The 21,587-nt window shown below is 64.1% G+C and carries 20 protein-coding genes; 7 read left to right on the top strand and 13 right to left on the bottom strand.

What is annotated here, in order from left to right:
* Positions 1–4 precede the first annotated feature (4 nt).
* The 4 genes from GA0061098_RS04385 to GA0061098_RS04370 form a co-directional block, all read right to left on the bottom strand.
* Entirely contained in the window at positions 5–1,903 is a 1,899-nt protein-coding gene (locus GA0061098_RS04385) for a potassium transporter Kup (RefSeq protein ID WP_165637159.1), read from the bottom strand.
* 173 nt (positions 1,904–2,076) lie between these two features.
* Positions 2,077–2,907: an OmpA/MotB family protein gene (locus GA0061098_RS04380; RefSeq protein WP_018320942.1), complete on the bottom strand. Its 831-nt coding sequence runs from the start codon at positions 2,905–2,907 to the stop codon at positions 2,077–2,079.
* Positions 2,908–2,930: 23 nt separating this feature from the next.
* Positions 2,931–3,704, bottom strand: coding sequence for a motility protein A (locus tag GA0061098_RS04375; protein ID WP_091954071.1), 774 nt, complete (start codon positions 3,702–3,704; stop codon positions 2,931–2,933).
* A 213-nt stretch (positions 3,705–3,917) separates the two neighbouring features.
* Positions 3,918–4,742 (bottom strand): SDR family NAD(P)-dependent oxidoreductase, encoded by an 825-nt coding sequence (locus GA0061098_RS04370; RefSeq protein ID WP_091954068.1) that lies wholly within the window; start codon positions 4,740–4,742, stop codon positions 3,918–3,920.
* A 101-nt stretch (positions 4,743–4,843) separates the two neighbouring features.
* Between GA0061098_RS04370 and GA0061098_RS04365 the strand changes: the two genes are divergently transcribed.
* A complete protein-coding gene (locus GA0061098_RS04365) occupies positions 4,844–5,137 on the top strand; it encodes a hypothetical protein (protein ID WP_018320938.1) in 294 nt (97 codons plus the stop codon).
* A 16-nt stretch (positions 5,138–5,153) separates the two neighbouring features.
* Here GA0061098_RS04365 and GA0061098_RS04360 read toward each other — a convergent pair whose 3' ends face one another.
* From GA0061098_RS04360 to GA0061098_RS04345, 4 genes are all read right to left on the bottom strand, one after another.
* Positions 5,154–5,873 carry an RraA family protein gene (locus tag GA0061098_RS04360; protein WP_091954065.1) on the bottom strand — a complete coding sequence of 240 codons (720 nt, stop codon included), beginning with the start codon at positions 5,871–5,873 and terminating at the stop codon, positions 5,154–5,156.
* Between the two features lie 122 nt (positions 5,874–5,995).
* Complete coding sequence (locus GA0061098_RS04355) at positions 5,996–6,880, bottom strand: CDP-alcohol phosphatidyltransferase family protein (protein WP_091954062.1); 885 nt, start codon at positions 6,878–6,880, stop codon at positions 5,996–5,998.
* Positions 6,881–6,967: 87 nt separating this feature from the next.
* Positions 6,968–7,690 carry a phosphatidylserine decarboxylase gene (locus GA0061098_RS04350; protein ID WP_283807982.1) on the bottom strand — a complete coding sequence of 241 codons (723 nt, stop codon included), beginning with the start codon at positions 7,688–7,690 and terminating at the stop codon, positions 6,968–6,970.
* Positions 7,691–7,744: 54 nt separating this feature from the next.
* A complete protein-coding gene (locus GA0061098_RS04345; protein WP_091954056.1) occupies positions 7,745–9,703 on the bottom strand; it encodes an ABCB family ABC transporter ATP-binding protein/permease in 1,959 nt (652 codons plus the stop codon).
* A gap of 201 nt (positions 9,704–9,904) precedes the next feature.
* Here GA0061098_RS04345 and GA0061098_RS04340 point away from each other — a divergent pair, with 201 nt between their 5' ends.
* Complete coding sequence (locus GA0061098_RS04340) at positions 9,905–10,510, top strand: LOG family protein (RefSeq protein ID WP_165637158.1); 606 nt, start codon at positions 9,905–9,907, stop codon at positions 10,508–10,510.
* 4 nt (positions 10,511–10,514) lie between these two features.
* Here the strand turns inward: GA0061098_RS04340 and GA0061098_RS04335 are convergent, their stop codons facing one another.
* The 4 genes from GA0061098_RS04335 to cysS form a co-directional block, all read right to left on the bottom strand.
* Complete coding sequence (locus GA0061098_RS04335; protein ID WP_028145268.1) at positions 10,515–10,892, bottom strand: VOC family protein; 378 nt, start codon at positions 10,890–10,892, stop codon at positions 10,515–10,517.
* 112 nt (positions 10,893–11,004) lie between these two features.
* Positions 11,005–12,603, bottom strand: a complete 1,599-nt coding sequence (gene cimA / locus GA0061098_RS04330) for a citramalate synthase (protein WP_091954050.1) — start codon at positions 12,601–12,603, stop codon at positions 11,005–11,007.
* Positions 12,600–13,091, bottom strand: a complete 492-nt coding sequence (locus tag GA0061098_RS04325; RefSeq protein ID WP_165637157.1) for a GNAT family N-acetyltransferase — start codon at positions 13,089–13,091, stop codon at positions 12,600–12,602. Before GA0061098_RS04325 ends, cimA begins: the two co-directional genes overlap by 4 nt.
* A 115-nt stretch (positions 13,092–13,206) precedes the next feature.
* A complete protein-coding gene (gene cysS / locus GA0061098_RS04320) occupies positions 13,207–14,589 on the bottom strand; it encodes a cysteine--tRNA ligase (RefSeq protein WP_091954044.1) in 1,383 nt (460 codons plus the stop codon).
* Between the two features lie 291 nt (positions 14,590–14,880).
* Between cysS and GA0061098_RS04315 the strand changes: the two genes are divergently transcribed.
* The gene (locus GA0061098_RS04315; RefSeq protein ID WP_165637156.1) at positions 14,881–15,186 is read left to right on the top strand and encodes a hypothetical protein; all 306 of its coding nucleotides are present in this window, start codon (positions 14,881–14,883) and stop codon (positions 15,184–15,186) included.
* A gap of 162 nt (positions 15,187–15,348) precedes the next feature.
* Positions 15,349–16,533, top strand: a complete 1,185-nt coding sequence (locus tag GA0061098_RS04310; RefSeq protein WP_091954037.1) for a DUF2865 domain-containing protein — start codon at positions 15,349–15,351, stop codon at positions 16,531–16,533.
* Between the two features lie 215 nt (positions 16,534–16,748).
* Here GA0061098_RS04310 and GA0061098_RS04305 read toward each other — a convergent pair whose 3' ends face one another.
* Positions 16,749–17,654 carry a DUF2189 domain-containing protein gene (locus tag GA0061098_RS04305; protein WP_091954034.1) on the bottom strand — a complete coding sequence of 302 codons (906 nt, stop codon included), beginning with the start codon at positions 17,652–17,654 and terminating at the stop codon, positions 16,749–16,751.
* Between the two features lie 532 nt (positions 17,655–18,186).
* Here GA0061098_RS04305 and GA0061098_RS04300 point away from each other — a divergent pair.
* From GA0061098_RS04300 to GA0061098_RS04290, 3 genes are all read left to right on the top strand, one after another.
* Positions 18,187–19,020: a cytochrome c oxidase subunit II gene (locus GA0061098_RS04300; RefSeq protein ID WP_091954031.1), complete on the top strand. Its 834-nt coding sequence runs from the start codon at positions 18,187–18,189 to the stop codon at positions 19,018–19,020.
* Between the two features lie 79 nt (positions 19,021–19,099).
* The gene (locus tag GA0061098_RS04295; RefSeq protein ID WP_091954028.1) at positions 19,100–20,878 is read left to right on the top strand and encodes a cbb3-type cytochrome c oxidase subunit I; all 1,779 of its coding nucleotides are present in this window, start codon (positions 19,100–19,102) and stop codon (positions 20,876–20,878) included.
* The gene (locus tag GA0061098_RS04290) at positions 20,875–21,579 is read left to right on the top strand and encodes a cytochrome c oxidase subunit 3 (protein WP_091954025.1); all 705 of its coding nucleotides are present in this window, start codon (positions 20,875–20,877) and stop codon (positions 21,577–21,579) included. The genes GA0061098_RS04295 and GA0061098_RS04290 overlap by 4 nt, the downstream gene beginning before the upstream one ends.
* The last annotated feature ends 8 nt before the right edge of the window (positions 21,580–21,587 follow it).

Below are 21,587 nucleotides of genomic sequence, written 5' to 3'. Positions count from 1 at the left end.
GGTTCTAGATGGTGACTTGGGTTCCGACTTCAACCACCCGTCCCGTGGGGATCTGGAAATAATCCGTGGCGTCGTTGGCGGACCGGCTGAGCGCAATGAACAAATGGTCCTGCCACAGCGGCATGCCCGACTGCGCCGAAGCCTTCAGCGACCTCCGGGACACGAAGAACGACGTCGACATGATGTCGAACTGCCAGCCCTGCTTGCGCGCGATCGCGAGCGCCTTGGGCACGTTCGGCTGCTCCATGTAGCCGAAGCGCAGGCGGACTTTCGAAAACTTCTCGCTGATCTTCTCCATGCGGAAACGTTCCGCCAGGTCGACCCGGGGCGTATGCGCGGTCTCGATGGTCAGGATCACGTTGTGCTCGTGCAGCACCTTGTTGTGCTTGAGATTGTGCAGCAGCGCGGTCGGCACAAAGGAGGGATCGCTGGTCAGGAACACCGCGGTGCCCTTGACGATGTGCGGGGGCCGCTTCTCCAGGCTGCGGATCAGATCGTCCAGCGGCACCTCGATCCGGCGCGTCTTCTGGATCAGGATTCCGGAGCCCTTCCGCCAGGTCCAGATCGTTCCCGCCATGGCCACGCCGAACAGCAGCGGCACCCAGGCGCCCTCAAGCAGCTTCAAGAGATTGGCGCTGAAGAAGCTCAGATCGACGACGACGAAGGGCATGATCACGGCCGCAGCCGTGGCAGCGCGCCAGTTCCACAATTTCCAGATCACGATGAAGCCCATGATGCCGTCGGCGACCATGGTGGTGGAGACCGCGATGCCGTAGGCCGAGGCCAGATTGCTGGGGGTGTGGAACAACAGCACCAGCAGCATCACGCCGATCAGCAGCAGCCGGTTCACCCGCGGCAGGTAGATCTGCCCGGCGTGAGTCTCGGAGGTGTAGCGGACCTCGAAGCGCGGCAAGAGGCCGAGCTGTACCGCCTGATAGACCAGCGAATAGGCGCCGGTGATCACCGCCTGGCTCGCGATCACGGTCGCGGCGGTCGCAAGCCCGACCAGCGGCAGCACCAGGCTCTCGGGCACCATGCGATAGAACGAGTGTTCGATCGCGCTGGGATCAGACAGCACCAGCGCGCCCTGCCCGAAATAGTTGATCAAGAGCGCGGGCAGCACGAAGAACATCCAGGCCGACTGGATTGGCTTGCGCCCGAAATGGCCGAGATCGGCATAGAGCGCCTCGCCCCCGGTCACCGCCAGGAACACGGCGCCGAGGGTAACAAGACCAATCGTGCCGTGCGACAGCACGAACTGCACGGCGTAATAGGGATTGATCGCCGCCATTACGGACGGATCGTCGGCGATGTGGACGGCTCCCATCACGGCGATGACGGTGAACCAGATCACCATCACCGGCCCGAAGGCCGAGGCCACCAGCGCCGTGCCCTTGCTCTGGACCGCGAACAGCAGCGCCAGGATGAAGACGGTCAGCGGCACGACGTAATGCTCGAGCGCGGGGGTTGCGAGCTTCAGGCCTTCGACCGCCGATAGCACCGAGATCGCCGGCGTGATCATGGAATCGCCGATGAACATGGAGGCACCGACCACGCCGAGTGCGAGCAGGAACCAGCTCCGCCGCCCGAGCGCGCGCTGGCCGAGCGCCATCAGCGAGAGCGTGCCGCCCTCCCCGTTGTTGTCGGCGCGCAGCAGCAGCAGGACGTATTTGGCGGTGACGACGATCAGCAGCGCCCACAGAATCAGCGACAGCACGCCGAGCACCATGACTCGTGAGACCGGCTCGCCATGGGCCGCGCCCTTGACAGCCTCGTGGAATGCGTAGAGCGGCGAAGTGCCGATATCGCCGAAGACGACGCCGATGCTCCCGAGCGTAAGGGACCAAAAGCCCGAGGTGACCGGCCCGTCCTGGGTCTCGGCCTGTGTGATGCTCGCCGTCATGAGGGTGGAAAACGCTTCTTCCCTGGAATTGATCCGGCGCCTTTTGACGCTTCCTGCGCGCCTGTCAATCGGCGCACCACCATAGCAGGCGCCGAGCTGGATGCTGTGACGCCGCAGCCACGCTCATCGCCAGCGCGACGACATGCCTCAGGTAAGATGGTAGCGCAAGAGGGTTAGGGCTTGAGATTCGGCGGCAGCGGCGGATCTTCGCGCATCAGGGTGATGGTCACCCGCCGGTTGGCCGCGAGCGAAGGATCGTCCGGAAACAGCGGCTGGGTGTCCGCCTTGCCGGAGACGGCGAAGATGTGCGACGGCGGCAGGCCCTCGCGTTCGAGGATCTGGCGCACGGCATTGGCACGGTCGGCCGACAGATCGAAGGCGCCGTAGTCGCTGCGGGTCGGCACGAAGCCGGCCGCAGTGTGGCCGGCGATGGAGACGCGCAGCGGCGTGGCCTTGAGCGGGATCGCGAGCTTCTCGACCAGGCGGCGGGTGCGATCATAGGGCACCTTGGAGCCGTCGGCGAACATCGAGCGGCCGTCCTGGTCGACGATCTCCAGATTGAGACCCTGCTTGGTCTCCTCGAACATGATGTGCTTGGACATCTCGGTCAGCTCCGGCATGTCCTGCAACGCCTGGCGCAGCGAGGCTGCGGCGAGCGCGAAATTGCGGTCGACCTTGATCTTCGCGCCCGACGTGCGGTCGCGATCCTCCTGGTCCGGCGTCGGCGTGTTGGAGGCATCCTCGGGCTGGATATGGTCGACGTTCTTCAGCCGCGGGCGGGTCGGCAAACCGTCGGACTCGACGATGCCGGCATACCGCGCCTCGCTCTGCACGCCGAAGGCGTCGCGCATCGATCCCGCGACGATCTTCAGCTTGTTGGCGTCCTGCGTCGAGAACGCCACGAGCATCACGAAGAAGCTCATCATCAGGCCCATGAGGTCGGCGAAGGTCACGAACCAGCCGTGACCGCCTCCATGGGCATCGCCGCGTTTCTTCTTGGCCATGTCTCAAATCCCGGCGGGCGTGCTTACGCCGGCACCGGCTCGCCCTCGGCGTTGCGATGCTTCTCCGGCAGGTAGGCCAGCAGCATTTCGCGCACCAGGGTCGGGCTCTTGGAGTCGCGGATCATCAGGATGCCGTCGATGATCAGCGTGCGGTTGGTCTCCTCGTCCAGCAGCTTGCCGTGCAGCTTGTCGGCGATCGGCAGACAGAACAGGTTCGCGACCAGCGCGCCGTAGAGCGTGGCGAGCAGTGCGGTCGCCATGAACGGGCCGAGCTTGGAAGGGTCGGTCATGTTGGCGAACATCTGCACCATGCCGATCAGGGTGCCGATCATGCCGAAGGCCGGAGCGCAATCGCCGATGGCGCGATAGATCTTGCTACCCTCGTCGAGGTGCATGAGGAAGTTGTCGCGGTCACGCTCGAGATTGTCGCGGATGAAGTCGAGGTCGTAGCCGTCGGCGACGTAGCGGATGCCCTTGGCGAGGAAGGGCTCGTCGGTCTCGACCTTTTCCAGACCCACCGGGCCCTGCTTGCGGGCGATCTCGGCGATGCGGGCGAGCTCGTCGACGAGGTCGTGTGCCGACAGGCGGCTCATGGTGAAGGCGAACTTGGCGCCGAGCGGAAGGCCGTGCAGGAGTGCCGAGAGCGGAAAGCGGATCATGGTGGCGGAGATCGAGCCGCCGAAGATGATGATCATGGCATGTTCGGAGATGAACATGTGAAGGTCGCCGCCCATGAAGATCATCATCGTGATGACGATGATGCCCGCAATGAGCCCGACGCTCGTCATGATATCCATGGGATACTCCAACGCGTACGCAACAACGGCCGTCCTGGCCGCTGGCGCGGCCCAACCCCGAACCGCATCGGAAACCCTAGAGTGCCGCCCTTAAAGCCGCGTAAAGGTTAAGTTGAGCCGGCACGCCAGACCGGCGCAGCGCATCGGGATGAGGCCGGCTTTGCCGATGGCCGACACGAATTTCAACACTTTGCTAACCATGATTGCGGCGCGCTAGCGTGCCAGGCCCGTCAGCTTCAGGCTCAGTTCGCGCAGGCGCTTGCGGGCAACTGCATCGTAGGCCTGCGGATTGGCACGTGCCTCGTTCATGCCGTTGAAGAACAGCCCGCTCTTGCCTGCGACATCATCGCCCTCGACGAGGCGCAGGATCGCCGCGCCGCCCTGCTCCACCGTCGAGATCGGCGTGACGCCGCCGGCACGCACCATCGTGGTGTTCATGTAGGTCGCAGGATGCAGCGAGTTGACCGTGATACCGGCCCCTCTCAGTTCGTCCGCGAAATCGATGGTGAACATGATCTGGGAGAGCTTGCTCTGTGCATAGGCACGCGAGCCGCTGTAGCCCTGCGTGATCATGACGTCGTCGAAGTCGATCGGATGCTGACCGAGGGAGGCGACGTTGACGATCCGCGACGGCGCCGCAGCCTTGAGCAGCGGCAGCAACAGATGGGCCAGCAGGAAACCCGAGAGATAGTTCACGGCAAAGCGCAGCTCGTGACCGTCGGCGCTAACTTGCCGCTGCGGGCCGTCGTTCTGCGAACCGATGCCGGCGTTGCTGACGAAGACGTCGAGACGCTGGTGATCGCGGATGACCGCTTCGGCGAGCGCACGCGTACCCGACATCGACGACAGATCGGCCTGGTAGAAGGTCGGCGCGGCACCGCCGGCCTTCGCGATCTCGTCGCTCAACACCTTCGCACGCGCCGCATCGCGGCCATGGATCAAGACCCTTGCACCGTCTTCGGCCAGTCGGCGCGCAACGTAGCGGCCGACGCCGTCGGTCGAGCCGGTTACCAGGATCGTCTTGCCATTCATCTTCATCGTGCGTCCTCCGGCTGCGGCCCTGCGCCACGGGGGCGGCACGAGGGATGAGTGCTATTCTACGGCCCTGCAGCATGCTCCATCGCGGGAGCCGTTTTGCAATGTTGACGCTGTTCAGTCTTCTCACCGCGCTGCCTGCGGTGTTGGCGCTCCACCTGCTCGAGCCGGAACTCGTTCTGCCCGCCTTCAGCCTCGTGCTCTTTGCCGAGGCCGCCTTCGCGGTGATCGCAGCGCGCTTGATCCACCTTCCGGACAATGCGGAGGACATCACGCTGTGGGACCTTGCAGGCGGCTTCACCCTGATCGGGTGCGCCGCTGCAGTGTTCGGCGAGCCGGATCAGGCCGCCCTGTTTCTGACGGAACAGGGCGGCCCACGGCCGGTGTCGCAGCCTTAGGCCGCCCCATCAACCCTCAGTGAATCTCCGCCGAACGCTTCAGCGCGGCCTTCAGTTTCTCGAGCGAGAAGCCGGGGCTGCGGGCGATCTCCAAGATCGGCGTCTCGCGGCGGCCGCAGAGTTCGGCAGCCTCCGGCAGCTTGGCGGCGATGTCGAGCGGGATCACGATGGCACCGTGCTGGTCGGCGTGGATCAGGTCGTCGGACTTCACGGTCATGCCGGCAACGCGAACCTCGCCGCCAAAGCTTTCCGCATGCACCCAGGCATGCGACGGGCCGATCGAGCCGGCCAGCGCCTGGAAGCCCGGCGCCCATTGCGGGATGTCGCGGATCGAGCCGTCGGTGATGACGCCGAGACAGCCGAGCGCCTTGTGCACGTTGCTTTGCACCTCGCCCCAGAACGCGCCGTAGCCGACGTCGGGACCATCGATGTCCTGGATCACCGAGATGCGCGGACCATGGCCGGTGCCGACATATTCGTAATACTCGATGCGGCGCCTGGACTGCTCTTCGGCCGGAAGCGAGGATTTCAGCACCGAGCGGATCGCGACCGTGCGGGCATAGCCGACGATCGGCGGCAGGTCGGGAAACGGGCAGACCAGTTGCTTGGTGGTGTAGCCGATCAGCCGGCGCTCGGGCGCCACGATCTCCATGGCATTGCAGATCGTCGGCGTGTCGTAGCGGCCCAGCGCTTCGAGGACGGAAGCGGGCAGCGGCCCGGTCGCTTTATCAGTCACGGCGTTCTCTCCCAGATTGGCGGTCGCTGTTGGCGCGATGCCGCCGGCACAGGGCGATATAGCCGAGATCAGGTCTCAACCCAACTCGGGGGGCCTCATGGCAGATATCCGCGCGTGGCCGCTCAGTGCAGCCGTCCGGGCCGGTCGTCGTCGTCGTTGGGCGGCTCCGACAAATTCGCCAGGGTCGGCGCCGACGGCGGTGAGGTGACCTCGCCTCCCGACGGCGCGGAGGCCTCCATCGCGCGGGCCTGGTCGCGATAGGATTTGTAGCCGAGCGGCAAAGCGAGAAGATACAGCACCGTGCCAATCGATAGCACGTGCCAGGGATAGGCGATCAGCAGTGCGATGAAGACGATCACCGCGACGAACGCCGGCAGTACCAGCTCCGGCGGCACGCGCATGCGCTTGGTCTTGCCGGAGAACACCGGCAGGCGCGACACCATCAGGAAGGCGATCAGCAGCGTATAGGCTGCCGTCATCGCGGCGGGCCAGCGGCCGAGATCGAGGAACGCAACATAGATCGGCAGCAGCACGGTGATCGCGCCGGCCGGCGCCGGCACGCCGGTGAAGAAATTGGCAGCGAAGGCCGGCTTGTTCGGATCGTCCATGGTGGCATTGAAGCGCGCCAGGCGCAGGCCGCCGGAAATCGCGAACACCATGGCGGCAATCCAGCCGGCATTGCCGAGCTCGTGCAGCTGCCAGAAATACAGCATCAGCCCGGGCGCGACGCCGAAATTGACGAAATCGGCGAGGCTGTCGAGCTCGGCGCCGAACTTGGATTGCCCCTTGATCATGCGCGCGATGCGGCCGTCGATGCCGTCGAGGGCGGCCGCGAACACGATGGCGTAGACGGCGAGCGACATCCGCCCTTCGATCGACAGCCGGATCGAGGTCAGGCCGGCGCAGATCGCCAGCAGCGTGATGACGTTGGGCACCAGCATCCGCACCGGAATCGGGCGGAACCGCCGGCGGCGCGTATCGGGGTATTTGAAGTCATAGGGCGTCATCGCGGGTCCTCACCTCAAGGCGAGATATAGCAAGCCGCGTCTCCCTCCGCCATTGCGGCGGAAGGCCCCCACAGACCGACTTATTGGTTAATTGGCGCGGTAGGCGCGGCTGGGGTCGTCTCCGGAAAGATCGGCCAAAATCGTCTCGCCGGCGATCGCGGTCTGCCCTTCCGAGACCAGCGCTTTGCACCCCACAGGCAGATAGACATCGAGCCGGGAGCCGAAGCGGATCAGGCCGAAACGCTCGCCGGCGCCGATCGCCTGGCCCTCCCTGACGAAGCAGACGATGCGCTTGGCAACGAGCCCTGCGATCTGCACCACGCCGATCCGCGCTGTCGCCGTCGAGATGACCAGCGAGTTGCGCTCATTGTCCTCGCTGGCCTTGTCGAGCTCGGCATTGATGAAAAGGCCGGGGCGGTAGGCGATGCGGTCCACCCTGCCCGCTACGGGAGCGCGGTTCACGTGGCAGTTGAACACGCTCATGAACACCGAGATGCGCGGCAGCGGCCGGTCGCCGAGCCCGAGCTCGGCCGGCGGCAGCGCCATGGTGATCATCGAGACGCGGCCGTCAGCCGGCGACACCACAAGCCCCTCGCGCACCGGCGTCACACGGACGGGGTCGCGGAAGAACAGCGCGCACCACACGGTCAGGATCGTGCCGATCCACCCCAAAGGCGACCACAGCCAGAACAGGACGAGGCTTGCCAGCGCAAAGCCGCCGATGAAGGGATAGCCCTCCTTGTGGATCGGCGGGATCTGACGCTGGATCGAATCGAGAATGGACATCGGTATCTGCCGCTCGGGGTTAATGGCACGGGTCGTCGCGCGGGCCTGTTTAGGCCAGAGTTGGGACCGGAGACAAGGTCACTCCGCTGCCGCAGACGCCGTCAGGGCGTCATCGACCGGCGGCGGCTCCCGGTTGGGGGCCTCGCTGGTATCGGCCATCTTGGCCAGTTTCTCGCGTGCCGCCTCGGCCTCACGCTGCCTGTTCCACATGCTGGCATAGAGACCGTTATGCGCGAGCAGCTGGGCGTGGGTCCCCCGCTCGGCAATGCGGCCCTGGTCCAGCACGATGATCTCGTCGGCCCCGACGATGGTCGAAAGCCGGTGCGCGATCACCAGCGAGGTGCGGTTCTTCGCCACGCGGTCGAGCGCGCCCTGGATCTCGTGCTCGGTATGGGTATCGAGCGCCGAGGTCGCCTCGTCCAGCACCAGGATCGGCGGCGCCTTCAGGACGGTGCGCGCGATCGCGACGCGCTGCTTCTCACCGCCGGACAGTTTGAGCCCGCGCTCGCCGACCTGGGTCTCGTAGCCCATGGGCGACATGCGGATGAAATGGTCGATCTGCGCCAGCTGCGCCGCCTCTTCGACTTCAGCGTCATCGGCGTCCCAGCGACCGTAGCGGATGTTGTAGCGGATGGTGTCGTTGAACAGCACGGTGTCCTGGGGCACCATGCCGATCGAGGCACGAAGCGAATCCTGCGTCACCGCGCGGATGTCCTGGCCGTCGATCAGGATCTTGCCGCCGGAGACGTCATAGAGGCGAAACAGAAGGCGCGAGATGGTCGACTTGCCCGCGCCCGACGGACCGACGATGGCAACGGTCTTGCCGGCCGGCACCTCGAAGCTGATGCCCTTGAGGATCGGGCGGGTCGGCTCATAGGCAAAGCGCACGTCCTCGAAGCGCACGGTGCCGGCGGAGATGACCAGCGGCGTTGCATCGGGCGCGTCCTTGATCTCGGCCTCGCGGCCGATCACGCCGAACATCTTCTCGATGTCGATGATCGCCTGCTTGATCTCGCGATAGACCATGCCCATGAAGTTCAGCGGCTGGTAGAGCTGGATCATCATGGCGTTGACCAGCACGAAGTCGCCGACCGTGTTGGTGCCGTTGCGCACGCCGATCGCGCACATCAGCATGGTCGCGGTCAGCCCCAGCGTGAAGATCACGGCCTGGCCGGTGTTGAGCACCGCGAGCGAGGTGTAGGTGTGGACGCTCGCCTCCTCGTAGCGCGCGACCGACTTGTCGTAGCGCTGCGCCTCGCGGGCCTCGGCGCCAAAATACTTCACGGTCTCGTAGTTGAGCAGCGAGTCGATCGCCTTGGTGTTCGCCTCCGTGTCGGAATCGTTCATCCTGCGGCGGATGCCGATGCGCCACTCGGTCGCGATGTAGGTGTAGTACATGTAGAGCGTGACCGTGATCAGGGTGGCGACCACGTAGCGCCAGTCGAACTGCCAGAGCAGCACGGCCATCAGCAGCGTGACCTCGACGATGGTCGGGATCAGCTGCAGGATCACCATGCGCACGATGACCTCGATGCCCTCGCGGCCGCGCTCGAGCACGCGCGTCAGACCGCCGGTCTTGCGCTCGAGGTGGAAACGCAACGACAGCTCGTGCATGTGGACGAAGGTGATGGTGGCGAGCTTGCGCACCGCATGCATGGCCACGCGCGCGAAGATGCCGTCGCGCCATTGCGTCAGCAGCGCCATCAAAATGCGCATCGCACCGTAGCTCACGGTCAGCAACAGCGGCGAGGCGATCACCCAGAGGTGCCAATTGTCCGCCTGCACCGGCGCCGTGTTGGCGCCGGTCAGCGCGTCCGTCGCCCATTTAAAGCTGAACGGCACCGTCAGCGTGATCAGCTTGGCAGCGAGGAGCAGCACAAGCGACCAGACCACACGCATCTTCAGGTCAAAGCGGTCGCCCGGCCAGATATAGGGCCACAGATGCGCCAGCGTGCCCATCAGCGTCGCCCGCTCCGGTGCGCCGCCGGGAGGAGGATCGGGAACGTCGGCGCCGTCGAACGATTGAGGTTGGTCCATCAAAAAGCCTGAAAGCCCGCCGGATGCGGGCGTCGCTGCGATTAACGATTTTCGCCCGTCATATAGAGCCTTCCCGATGTCAGCGCACCCCGCCAGATGGCGAATCTTTGATTGTTTGCCGTCATTTACCAGTAGATTTCCGGGAGTATCGAATCACCGATTGGGCTTGACGCCTCTTCGCTGCAATGCATCATGGCACCAATGAGCACTATCAAAACCGTCTGTGTCTATTGCGGCTCCGGCCCCGGAACCAATCCCCGCTTCACCGAAGGCGCCAAAGCGTTCGGCAAGGCGCTCGCCGAGAACAACGTCCGGCTCGTCTATGGCGGCGGCTCGCTCGGCCTGATGGGCTCGGTCGCGACCTCCGTGCTCGATCACGGCGGCTCCGTCACCGGCATCATCCCGGAATTCCTGCGGATGCGCGAGAACGCGCTGACACGCGTGCAGGAGATGATCGTCACCCCCGACATGCACGAGCGCAAGCGCTTGATGTTCGAGCGCTCCGACGCCTTCGTGGCGCTGCCCGGCGGTATCGGCACGCTGGAAGAGCTGGTCGAGCAATTGACCTGGAAACAGCTCGGCCGTCACGCCAAGCCGGTGCTGCTCGCCAACATCGACAATTTCTGGGAGCCGCTGTTCTCGCTGCTGTCGCACATGCGGCAGACCGAGTTCATCCGCGCCGGCCTTTCGGTCGACATCCTCAAGGCCGATCGGGTCGAGGACATCTTGCCGAAGCTGAAGGCGGCCGCAGCCCAGATCGACGAGGCCGAGAAGAAGCTCGCCCCGGAAGTCGCTCGCAAGCTCTGACGTCCTACTCGCTCGGAAACGTCACCGCCTCGATCCGGTTACCATCGGGGTCGGTGACGAAGGCCGCGTAGTAGCGCACGCGATCATGCGGCCGGATGCCGGGCGCACCGTCCGAGGCGCCGCCGGCCGACAGCGCTGCGGCGTGAAACGCATCGACCTCGCTTGTCGTCTTCGCCCGCAGGCAGATATGAACGCCGCTTTCGGGCGGCACGCGCGGCATGGCCTCGCGTAGATTGATCCAGAATTCCGGATAGGCCTTGCCGAAACCGACCGTGCGCGGCCGCGTGACGAGGCGCGAAAGGCCGAGGGCGGCGAGCGTTGCCTCGTAGAATTTCGCGGCACGGTCGAGATCGCTGACGCCGACGGAGATGTGGTCGATCATTGGTCGCGCTACCCTCTCCCACCGTCACTCCGGGGCACGCGGAGCGTGAACCCGGAATCTCGAGATTCCGGGTTCGATGCTCCGCATCGCCCCGGAATGACGAGACAAAACCCTACGCCGGCGCGCCCGACTTCACGAGCTTGTAGATCACCGAATCCATCAGCGCCTGGAACGAGGCGTCGATAATGTTGGGGGAGACGCCGACGGTGGTCCAGCTGTCGCCGTTCTCGTCCTCGCTCTCGATCAGGACGCGCGTGACCGCGCCGGTGCCGCCGTTAAGGATACGCACGCGGTAGTCGATCAGCGTCAAGCCCTCGATGTATTTCTGGTACTTGCCGAGGTCCTTGCGCAGGGCAACGTCGAGCGCGTTGACGGGACCGTTGCCTTCGGCAGCCGAGATCAGGTGCTCGCCGGCGACGTCGACCTTCACCACGGCCAAAGCGACGGTGACACGTTCGCCGTGCGAATTGTAGCGCTGCTCGACATTGACGTCGAACTGCTCGACCTCGAAATAATGCGGTACCTTACCGAGCGTGCGGCGCGCCAGCAGTTCGAACGAGGCGTTGGCGGATTCATAGGCGTAGCCGGCCGCCTCGCGCTCCTTCAATTCCTCGACGAGGCGCGTCAGCTTCGGATCACTCTTCTCGTAGGGAATGCCGGCGCGGTCGAGCTCGGCGATGACGTTGGAACGTCCGGCCTGGTCCGAGACCAGGACCTTGCGGTGGTTGCCGACCGTCTCCGGCAGCACGTGCTCGTAGGTCTGCGGGTCCTTCAGCACCGCGGAAGCATGAATGCCGGTCTTGGTGACGAAGGCACTCTCGCCGACATAGGCCGCATGCCGGTTCGGCACCCGGTTGAGCATGTCGTCGAGCGTGCGCGAGACCTTGACAAGCGTCGCCAGCTTCTCGGCCGTGACGCCGATCTCGAGGGCGTCCGAAAACTCCGGCTTCAGCTTCAGCGTCGGGATCAGTGAGCAGAGATTGGCGTTGCCGCAGCGCTCGCCAAGACCATTCAGCGTGCCCTGGATCTGCCGCGCGCCGGCACGCACCGCAGCGAGCGAATTGGCCACCGCCTGCTCGGTGTCGTTATGGGCGTGGATGCCGACATGGTCGCCGGGGATGTGTTTCGTCACTTCAGTGACGATGGCCTCGACCTCGTGCGGCATGGTGCCGCCATTGGTGTCGCACAGCACCACCCAGCGCGCGCCGGCCTCGAAGGCGGCCTTGGCGCAGGCGAGCGCGAAGCTCGCATCTTCCTTGTAGCCGTCGAAGAAATGCTCGCAGTCGAGCATGACCTCGCGACCGGCGGCCTTCGCGGCCGCGACGCTGTCGCGGATCGAGGCGAGGTTTTCCTCCTTCGTCGTCTCCAGCGCGACGCGCACCTGATAGGCGGATGCCTTGGCGACGAAGCAGATCGCGTCGGCCTTCGCTGCCAAAAGCCCGGCCACGCCGGGATCGTTCGAGACCGAGCGCCCCGCCCGCCGCGTCATGCCGAACGCCGTGAAGCGTGCATGGGCGAGCTTGGGCTTGCTGCCGAAGAACTCGGTGTCGAGCGGATTGGCACCGGGATAGCCGCCTTCGACATAGTCGATGCCGAGGTCATCGAGCATCGCGGCGATGACCTGCTTGTCGGTCAGCGTGAAATCGACGCCGTTGGTCTGCGCGCCGTCGCGCAGCGTGGTGTCGAACAGATAAAGGCGCTCCTTGCTCATTGCCCCGCTCCGAGCGTCTTCTTCATGGTGGTGTTGGCGAGCCACTCGTCGTTGATGGTGATGCTGTTACGCTGCATGGCGACGTAGCCGCGCTTGGCGAAAAAACCCTGTGCGGTGTCGCTGGCATCGACCGAGAGGTTTTGCGCGCCGCGGCCGCCGGCAAGCTTTTCCAAAGCGTCGACCAGCAGGGTTGCGATGCCCTGCCCGCTGACGGCCGGATGCACGTAGAGCATGCGGATGTGGTCGGTGCCGCGCAGCGAGGCAAAGCCAACCGGCGAACCATCGAGCGTCGCGATCAGCGTCAGGTCGGACGCGAGGTGCTTGCCGAACTCTTCGCTGTCCGCCGCCTCCATCCAGGCCTGCTGCTGCGCCTCACTATAGTCGTCGCCAGTCAGCTCCTCGATGCTGGCGGCGAAGATCGCGGCAAGAACCGGCACGTCATCAGGCAGGAACGGCCGTAAGCCGGGCTTTGGCAAAGTCTGTCCCATCGTCCTCACCACATCCCATAAAGCTTGAGCACCAGCGCCACGGCACCCGCGAGCAGCGCGATCTTCAACGCGATGTAATAAATCCAGTGCCGCGGGAAAGGCGTGTCAGGCCGTTTCATCGCGAAAACTCCCAGGTGGTGCCGTCCTTGGAGTCCTTGATCGCGATGCCCATTGCAGCGAGCAGATCGCGAATGCGGTCGGATTCCCTAAAGTCCTTGCGGCTACGGGCCGCCGTCCGCTCCGCAATCAGGCGCTCGACCTCCTTGGCATCGACGCCGCTCGCCTGCTGCTTGCGGCCTTCCCACTGCGCCGCGCTCTCGGAGAAGAAGCCGAGCAGGCGCAACGAGCCCGCCAGGGCACCCACATCACCTCCACGAAGGCTGTGCAGCGCCGCGATCGCCAGCGGCGTGTTGAGATCGTCGAGCAGCGGCTCGACCACGGACGCAGCAGGCTCGCCGGGCGCGACGTCGGCCGCGACACGATACCAGTCGTCGAGCGTCTTGGCGCTCTCCTCCAGCGACTTCATCGTCCAGTCGATCGGCGAACGGTAGTGCGTCTTGAGCATGTTCAGGCGCAGCACCTCGCCGGGCCAATCCGCGAGCAGCTCATGGATGGTGACGAAGTTGCCGAGGCTCTTCGACATCTTCTCGCTTTCGACTTGCAGGAAGCCGTTGTGCATCCAATAGTTCGCCATGCGCTCTCGGTGGAAGGCGCAGCAGGTCTGCGCGACCTCGTTCTCGTGATGCGGAAACACGAGATCGATGCCGCCGCCATGAATGTCGAAATGCTCGCCGAGATGCTTCCAGGCCATGGCCGAGCACTCGATGTGCCAGCCCGGACGCCCCTCGGCCTTGATGCCAGCCGGCGACGGCCAGGACGGCTCGCCCGGCTTGGACGGCTTCCACAGCACGAAATCGGTGGCATCGCGCTTGTAAGGCGCGACATCGACGCGGGCGCCGGCGATCATCTCGTCGAGCGATCGCTTCGACAGCGCACCGTAGGGGGGCAGCGAGGAATTTGCTGCGTTCATCGCCTGCGGCGAGAACAGAACATGGTCCTCGGCGGCATAGGCAAAGCCGCCCTTGATCAGCCGCTCGATGATCTCGCGCATCTCGGCGATATGCTCGGTCGCGCGCGGCTCAACGCTCGGCCGAAGCGCGCCGAGCGCGTCGACGTCGGCGTGAAACTGCTTGCCGGTCTGCTCGGTGACCTTGCGAATGGCCTCGTTCAGCGGCAGACCCGGGAAATCGCGCGCGGCCCGGTCGTTGATCTTGTCGTCGACGTCGGTGATGTTGCGGACATATTTGACGTGCGCCTCGCCATAGAGGTGGCGCAGCAGCCGAAACAGCACGTCGAACACGATCACCGGCCGCGCATTACCGATATGGGCGAAGTCGTAGACGGTCGGCCCGCAGACATACATGCGGACGTTCTCTGCATCGAGCGGCGCGAAGGTGCGTTTTTCCTTCGTCAGCGTATCGTAAAGGCGCAATTCCATATGGATACCCGTCGGCTGTTGGCCGGGCGTCCAGGGCTCTCAATGTTTTTGAGAAAAGACGGCTCCAGCCAGCGAATCGCTAGCTCGTAATCTCGCGGCAAATGGCGCAAATGGCGAGGAGACCGTTCATGCGGCCACATATGGGCTATGAGGCGGCCCCGCGTCAAGGGAGCCGCGGAAATGCCGTTTTATGTCCGCAAAGCGCGCAGCCGCCGGGATGGTTCGTGATCCTTAACTATTTGAGCCCATTCTGGAACCAGATTGTTCCCCTTTTTGCCTCCCGGTATTTTCATGCGATCCTTGCTCGCGCTCGTTTTCAGCGCCTCGATCCTCGCGGCATCCGGCGCCGGCGCCGAGACCCGCGTCTTCATCATCGCCAACCAGGCTGACGGCTACGGCGTCGATCAGTGCCTGGCCAAGGGCGACAAATGCGGCGCCTCCGTCGCCCGCACCTACTGCCAGTCACGAGATTTTGCCCAGGCATCAAGCTATCGCCGGGTCGACCCCGACGAAATTACCGGCTCTGTCCCCAAATCCGGCGCAAACTGCTCCCATGGCCATTGCGACGAATATGTCGCAATCACTTGCCAGCGCTGAATTCGCTCGGAGCTGGCGCAGCTTAGGCCCGGTCCATTGGCCCCCAAAACGACGTGACGATGCCGCAGGAAGCGGCTATTGGGAGGGCGCGCTTCGGCGCCCAATTGCTTCGGCGTCCAAGTCGCTTCAGTCCAAGTCACATTGGGCCATGACCTCGCTAGAATGGCGGATATGCCTGAATTCCTATCCCTCTCTCGTGCTCGCTTGCTTCTTGCCTGCACCGTGCTCTTGAGCACGGCCGTGCTCGCCACCGGCGCTTTCGCGCAGGCCGGTCCGCCCGGACCGCCGCCTCAGCCCGGCCAGAACGGACTTGGGCCCAATCCGATGTGCGTGCGGTTGGAAGGCCAGCTCGCGGCGCTGGACCGCGGCGGCGGTGGTGACCCCGCACGCGAAGACCAGATCCGCCGTTACCAGGATTCCCAGGCCAAGCAGCAGGCCGAGCTCGACCGCGTCACCATGCAGGCCAAGCGCATGGGCTGCGATTCCTCCGGCTTCTTCTCGCTGTTCAACGGCCAGTCGGCCCAATGCGGACCGGTCAACACCCAGATCCAGCAGATGCGCGCCAATCTGGACCAGATCACCGGCAATCTCGAGCGTTTGCGCGGCGGTGGCGGCGGCTTCAGCGCGGAACGCGACAGTCAGCGCCGCTCGGTGCTGGTTGCGCTGGCGCAGAACAATTGCGGCCCGCAATATGCCAACGCCGTGCAGTCGCAAGGCGGCGGCAACTTCCTCAGCAATCTGTTCGGCGGCAACAACGCGGGCAATCCGCAGGGCGTGCCGCCGTCCGATCTCGGCCCGCAATCCGGCACCTACCGCACCGTGTGCGTGCGCACCTGCGACGGCGCCTATTTCCCGGTCTCGTTTGCGACGGTGCCGGCGCGCTTCCCCGACGACGAGAAGACCTGCAAGGCGCTCTGCCCGGCCGCGGAAGCCGTGCTCTACACCCATCGCAATCCCGGCGAGGACATGAACTCCGCGGTCTCGGTCAGCGGCCAGCCCTACACGGCGCTTCCGACCGCTTTCAAATTCCGCAGCGAGTTCAACCCGTCCTGCTCCTGCAAAGCCGCTGGACAGACCTGGGCGGACGCATTGAAATCGGCCGACGACAAGGCGGCAGCCGAGCAGCAGGGCGACATCATCGTCACCGAGGAGAGCGCCAAGAAGATGCAGCAGCAGCGGCTCAACAAGGGCACGCCTGCGAACGCCAAGAAGGGCGCAGCTCCCGCGCCGACGACGGCGAATGCACCGGCCGCTACGCCGCCGGCGGATACCGCCCCCCCTGCGAGCTCCGAGAACAAGCCGATCCGCTCGGTCGGGCCGACCTTCCTGCCGCAGCAGCAGAAGTAAATCACCTTTTGCTCAACTGTCATGCCCCGCGACCCGGCTACGCCAAGGCTTCGCCGGGGTTTGAGGTCTTGGCTCGCCGAAGCTTCAGCGTAGGCGGCAAGCGGGGCATCCAGTACTCCGTGTCGACAGTTGGCGCGCACCGCAGCGCCGCGGAGTACTGGATCATCCGCTTTCGCGGATGATGACAGCTAATCAATGGGGCGCAATCGCCCGTCTCACTCACCCTCGCGGCTCCACGGGAAGAGGTTGGCCGGAAAGTCCGCGGCGTAGCGCCTTCCCTTCGGGGGCGGCGGCGGCGCGTCCGGTGGATTCGGATTCGGCTCGACCACCCGCCGATAGAGGTGCCAGGTGGCATGGCCAAGCACCGGCAGAACGACAGCGAGACCGACGAATAGCGGTACCGAGCCGATCACGAGCAGCGCCGCGACGATGAGGCCCCATCCGGCCATCCCAACCGGGTTCGCCGCTACTGCTCGGAGCGAGGTACGGATCGCGTCGATCGCAGTCGCATGCCGGTCGAGCATCAACGGAAACGACACGACGCTGACACACAAAGCCACAACCGCAAACAGGAAGCCGACACCGCAACCGACGATGATGAGCGACCAGCCTTCCGGTGTCGTCAGCACGCGCGTTGCGAAGTCGGGAATGCTCGCGGCCGCCGCATGACCGAAGATTGAGACATAGATTGCGTTCGCGACACCGATCCAGGCCCCGAACAGGACCAGCAGGAGCACACCGAGTTCGACCATGGCCCCGAACGACGGTGCGCGCAGCACCTTGACCGCATCCCATGCATCGACCTCCTCGCCGCGCTCACGACGCCGGCTGAGTTCGTAGAGACCGATCGCGGCAAACGGGCCAATCAAGGCAAAGCCGGCGGCCAGTGGAAATAGTAGCGGCAGCACCGAATAGCCGAGAACCATCCTGAACAGGACGAGACCGAGAACGGGATAAATCACGCACACGACGATCGCGTGACTCGGCATCGCCTGGAAATCCTCCCAACCCAGGCGCAGGGCCTCGGTCAGATCGGACAGGCTGATCTTGCGAATGGGATAGGAGGCCGCTTCGCCGAATACGTGCCGCCTGATGATGTCGTGGGAGTACAGAGTGGCCATGGACGGACCCTCCCGTGCTGAAAATCGCGGTTTCGATAACACGCGCTTTCCAGCCACGCGTGTCCGCCTGACGAGCAGGAAACGCGATGGGGCGAGTACGGCAACCCAGGTTCAGCGAGCGAGCCTGGCCGGACGGAACCCGTCGCGACCTGCCTCGCAAAGTTTAGCGCTTGCGGCGCAAGGCTGCACTCACGGTTGAGTGAATTGTGCACTGGCACGGATTTGTGCGTTGCATCACCCAGACCCAATATGCGCGCCTGATGCTTGTCGGCTTGCCAGCACGGCCATAACACCACGTCGGGGCACCTACATTGCGCTATTGACGCCGGGTTAGGCTGGTATCATTTTAGACGCAGACGCCCTTAGAGTTGATGGGTCGCGAACATTCTCTTGATTTCGCGGCTAGTGGAATGGGCGAGGCAAGAGGCCGGCGATGGCATAAGTGCCAACCGAGAAAGGCCAGCCATCGCGACAGACATGAGCTCCGCCCTGGATTCGTATCCGTAGCCTTTGATGGCAAGGATGGATCAGGATGGCTGTCGCACTGATACTGCTTCTGGTCGCGATAGGCTCGGTGCTGTTTCACATCTACAGCCCCTGGTGGTGGACGCCGATCGCCACGAACTGGGCCTATATCGATCACACCATCAACATCACGTTCTGGATCACGGGCTTTGTTTTCGTCGCCGTCATCGCCTTCATGGCCTATTGCGTCTTCCGCTTTCACCATAAGGAGGGAAGACGGGCCGACTACAATCCTGAAAACAAAAAGCTCGAATGGTGGCTGAGCGTCGGGACCGGAATCGGCGTCGCGGCCATGCTGGCGCCTGGCCTCGTGGTCTGGCACCAGTTCGTGACCGTGCCTGCGGATGCTACCGAGGTCGAGGTCATGGGCCAGCAATGGCAATGGAGCTTCCGCCTTCCGGGCAAGGACGGGCGGTTGGGCACATCCGATGTCCGCAACATCGCTTCCGACAATCCGATGGGACTCAATCGCGACGATCCGCATGCGCAGGACGACGTCGTGATCGAGAACGGCGACCTGCACCTTCAACTGGGAAAGCCGGTCAAGGTTCTGCTTCGCTCGGTTGATGTCCTGCACGATTTCTACGTGCCCGAATTCCGGGCCAAGATGGACATGGTTCCAGGCATGGTGACTTATTTCTGGATCACGCCGATCCGAACCGGAACGTTCGACGTTCTCTGTGCGGAGCTTTGTGGCGCGGCTCACTATCAGATGCGGGCCAAGGTCATCATCGACGAAGAGCGTGAATATCACGCTTGGCTGGAGCAACAGAAGACGTTTGCAGAATTGTCGCCGGCAAACACCGTCGTGAAGGCGAGATTTCAATCCGGCGGCAAGTAGCAAGGCGCCGCCGCGAATATGAATCGGGTGCGTGAGACCAACTCGTCGCCCCCGATGGAAACGACCGAGGAGGTTTTCTATGGTCGATATTCCATATGAAGGGATCGCTGGCACGCCGCCTGCCGAAGTACCTGACGTCGAGCTCTATCATCCGAGGAGTTGGTGGACACGGTATGTCTTCTCGCAGGACGCCAAGGTGATCGCCATTCAGTACTCGCTGACGGCCTCGGCCATCGGGCTGGTGGCCCTGGTGCTGTCGTGGCTGATGCGACTGCAGCTGGGATTCCCCGGCACGTTCTCTTTCATCGATGCCAACCAGTACCTCCAGTTCATCACCATGCACGGCATGATCATGGTGATCTACCTGCTCACCGCGTTGTTCCTCGGCGGCTTCGGCAACTACCTGATCCCGCTGATGGTTGGCGCCCGGGACATGGTCTTCCCTTATGTGAACATGCTGAGCTACTGGGTCTATCTGCTCGCAGTGCTGGTGCTGGCCTCGACATTCTTCGTGCCCGGCGGCCCCACCGGCGCCGGCTGGACGCTGTACCCGCCGCAAGCAATCCTCTCCGGAACGCCCGGGCAGGATTGGGGCATCATTCTCATGATGTCGTCCCTGATCCTGTTCATCATCGGCTTCACGATGGGCGGACTGAATTATGTGGTCACGGTGCTCCAGGCACGCACCCGCGGCATGACCTTGATGCGCCTGCCCCTGACGGTGTGGGGGATTTTCACGGCGACGGTCATGGCGCTCTTGGCATTCCCTGCGCTCTTCGTTGCCTCGGTCATGCTGCTGCTCGACCGTCTGCTGGGCACCAGCTTCTTCATGCCGTCCCTGGTCGAGATGGGCCAGCAGTCGAAATATGGTGGCGGCAGCCCGCTGCTCTTCCAGCACCTGTTCTGGTTCTTCGGCCACCCCGAGGTCTACATCGTCGCCCTGCCCGCCTTCGGCATCGTCTCCGATCTGATCAGCACGCATGCGCGCAAGAACATCTTCGGCTATCGCATGATGGTCTGGGCGATCGTGGCCATCGGCGCGCTCAGCTTTGTCGTATGGGCGCACCACATGTATGTGAGCGGCATGTTCCCGCAATTCGGGTACTTCTTCGCCACCACGACGCTCATCATCGCCATCCCCACCGCGATCAAGGTCTACAACTGGGTGCTGACCCTGTGGCGCGGCGACATTCATCTCAGGGTGCCGATGCTGTTCGCCCTCGGCTTCATCATCACCTTCGTGAACGGCGGGCTCACCGGCCTCTTCCTCGGCAACGTCGTCGTGGACGTGCCCCTCTCCGATACCATGTTCGTAGTCGCGCATTTCCACATGGTGATGGGCGTGGCGCCGATCATGGTCGTGCTGGGTGCGATCTATCACTGGTACCCCAAGGTCACCGGGCGAATGTACAATGACGCACTCGGCAAGTTTCACTTCTGGGTCACTTTCCTCGGCGCCTACCTGATCTTCTTCCCCATGCACTATCTTGGACTGCTCGGGGTTCCGCGCCGGTATTTCGAACTCGGAGATACGTCGTTCATCCCGTCCTCGGCCCATTCACTGAACGCCTTCATCTCCGTGGTGGCGTTGACCGTCGGCTTCAGCCAGATGGTGTTCCTGTTCAATCTTGCCTGGAGCCTGTTCAAAGGTGAGGCCTCAGGCGGCAATCCGTGGCGGGCGACGACGCTGGAATGGCAGACGCCGGAGACGCCTCCCGGGCACGGCAACTGGGGCAAGGAGCTGCCGGTCGTCTACCGCTGGGCCTATGACTACAGCGTACCCGGCGCCGAGGAGGACTTCATTCCGCAGAACCAGCCGCCGCGCGGGACGCACGTCGTTCAAGGAGCTGCTTCGTGAGTGCCGTCATCCTGTTCGTGGCTGTGATCGCGGTCGTCGCCGGATGGTGGCTGTCGCAGCAGCGGCTGACGGCCAGGCCCTGGCTGGAGGAAGGTCCGGCCGGTGACTTCCCCGGCGGCGACGCCATGACCTGGCCGGCAGCGAAGATCGGACTTGGCGTGTTTCTCGCCGTCGCGAGCGCATTGTTCATCCTCTTCATCAGCGCCTACTCGATGCGCATGGACGTGGCGGACTGGCGGACGCTGCCCGTGCCGCGGCTGCTGTGGTTCAACACGGGCGTCCTGATCCTGAGCAGCGTGGCGCTGCAATGGTCCTACGTGGCCGCGCGCCGAGACGACGCTGAAGGTGTCATGATCGGCCTGCTCGCAGGCGGCGCAGCTGCCGTGATCTTCCTCGGCGGACAGCTTCTGGCCTGGCAACAGCTCGGCGCGGCCGGATATTTCGTGGCGTCCAATCCGGCGAACTCCTTCTTCTACTTATTGACCGCAGTGCACGGGCTGCATCTGACGGGCGGTCTGGTCGCTTTGGGCCGAACCTCGACCAAGATGTGGCGTGGCGCCGGGATCGCCGACATGCGCTTGAGCGTGGAGCTGTGCACCATCTACTGGCACTTCCTGCTGCTGGTCTGGCTTGTGCTGCTCGGGCTTCTCACGGGCTGGACCGACGATTTCGTCAACATCTGTCGCCGATTGCTGAGCTAGGGAGGCGA

The sequence above is a fragment of the Bradyrhizobium shewense genome (assembly GCF_900094605.1).
GTDB classification, from domain to species: domain Bacteria; phylum Pseudomonadota; class Alphaproteobacteria; order Rhizobiales; family Xanthobacteraceae; genus Bradyrhizobium; species Bradyrhizobium shewense.
The sequence above is the reverse complement of the archived record's forward strand: the minus strand, read 5'-3'. Positions and strand labels throughout refer to the sequence as shown.

Bases quoted from the DNA above. Each gene is read 5' to 3' on its own strand.
- cysS (WP_091954044.1), bottom strand. From the start codon at position 14,589: ATGGAATTGCGCCTTTACGATACGCTGACGAAGGAAAAACGCACCTTC.
- GA0061098_RS04325 (WP_165637157.1), bottom strand. From the start codon at position 13,091: ATGGGACAGACTTTGCCAAAGCCCGGCTTACGGCCGTTCCTGCCTGAT.
- GA0061098_RS04315 (WP_165637156.1), top strand. From the start codon at position 14,881: ATGCGATCCTTGCTCGCGCTCGTTTTCAGCGCCTCGATCCTCGCGGCA.
- GA0061098_RS04345 (WP_091954056.1), bottom strand. From the start codon at position 9,703: ATGGACCAACCTCAATCGTTCGACGGCGCCGACGTTCCCGATCCTCCT.
- cimA (WP_091954050.1), bottom strand. From the start codon at position 12,603: ATGAGCAAGGAGCGCCTTTATCTGTTCGACACCACGCTGCGCGACGGC.
- GA0061098_RS04365 (WP_018320938.1), top strand. From the start codon at position 4,844: ATGTTGACGCTGTTCAGTCTTCTCACCGCGCTGCCTGCGGTGTTGGCG.
- GA0061098_RS04295 (WP_091954028.1), top strand. From the start codon at position 19,100: ATGGTCGATATTCCATATGAAGGGATCGCTGGCACGCCGCCTGCCGAA.
- GA0061098_RS04335 (WP_028145268.1), bottom strand. From the start codon at position 10,892: ATGATCGACCACATCTCCGTCGGCGTCAGCGATCTCGACCGTGCCGCG.
- GA0061098_RS04370 (WP_091954068.1), bottom strand. From the start codon at position 4,742: ATGAAGATGAATGGCAAGACGATCCTGGTAACCGGCTCGACCGACGGC.
- GA0061098_RS04340 (WP_165637158.1), top strand. From the start codon at position 9,905: ATGAGCACTATCAAAACCGTCTGTGTCTATTGCGGCTCCGGCCCCGGA.
- GA0061098_RS04375 (WP_091954071.1), bottom strand. From the start codon at position 3,704: ATGGATATCATGACGAGCGTCGGGCTCATTGCGGGCATCATCGTCATC.
- GA0061098_RS04310 (WP_091954037.1), top strand. From the start codon at position 15,349: ATGGCGGATATGCCTGAATTCCTATCCCTCTCTCGTGCTCGCTTGCTT.
- GA0061098_RS04305 (WP_091954034.1), bottom strand. From the start codon at position 17,654: ATGGCCACTCTGTACTCCCACGACATCATCAGGCGGCACGTATTCGGC.
- GA0061098_RS04380 (WP_018320942.1), bottom strand. From the start codon at position 2,907: ATGGCCAAGAAGAAACGCGGCGATGCCCATGGAGGCGGTCACGGCTGG.
- GA0061098_RS04385 (WP_165637159.1), bottom strand. From the start codon at position 1,903: ATGACGGCGAGCATCACACAGGCCGAGACCCAGGACGGGCCGGTCACC.
- GA0061098_RS04355 (WP_091954062.1), bottom strand. From the start codon at position 6,880: ATGACGCCCTATGACTTCAAATACCCCGATACGCGCCGCCGGCGGTTC.
- GA0061098_RS04300 (WP_091954031.1), top strand. From the start codon at position 18,187: ATGGCTGTCGCACTGATACTGCTTCTGGTCGCGATAGGCTCGGTGCTG.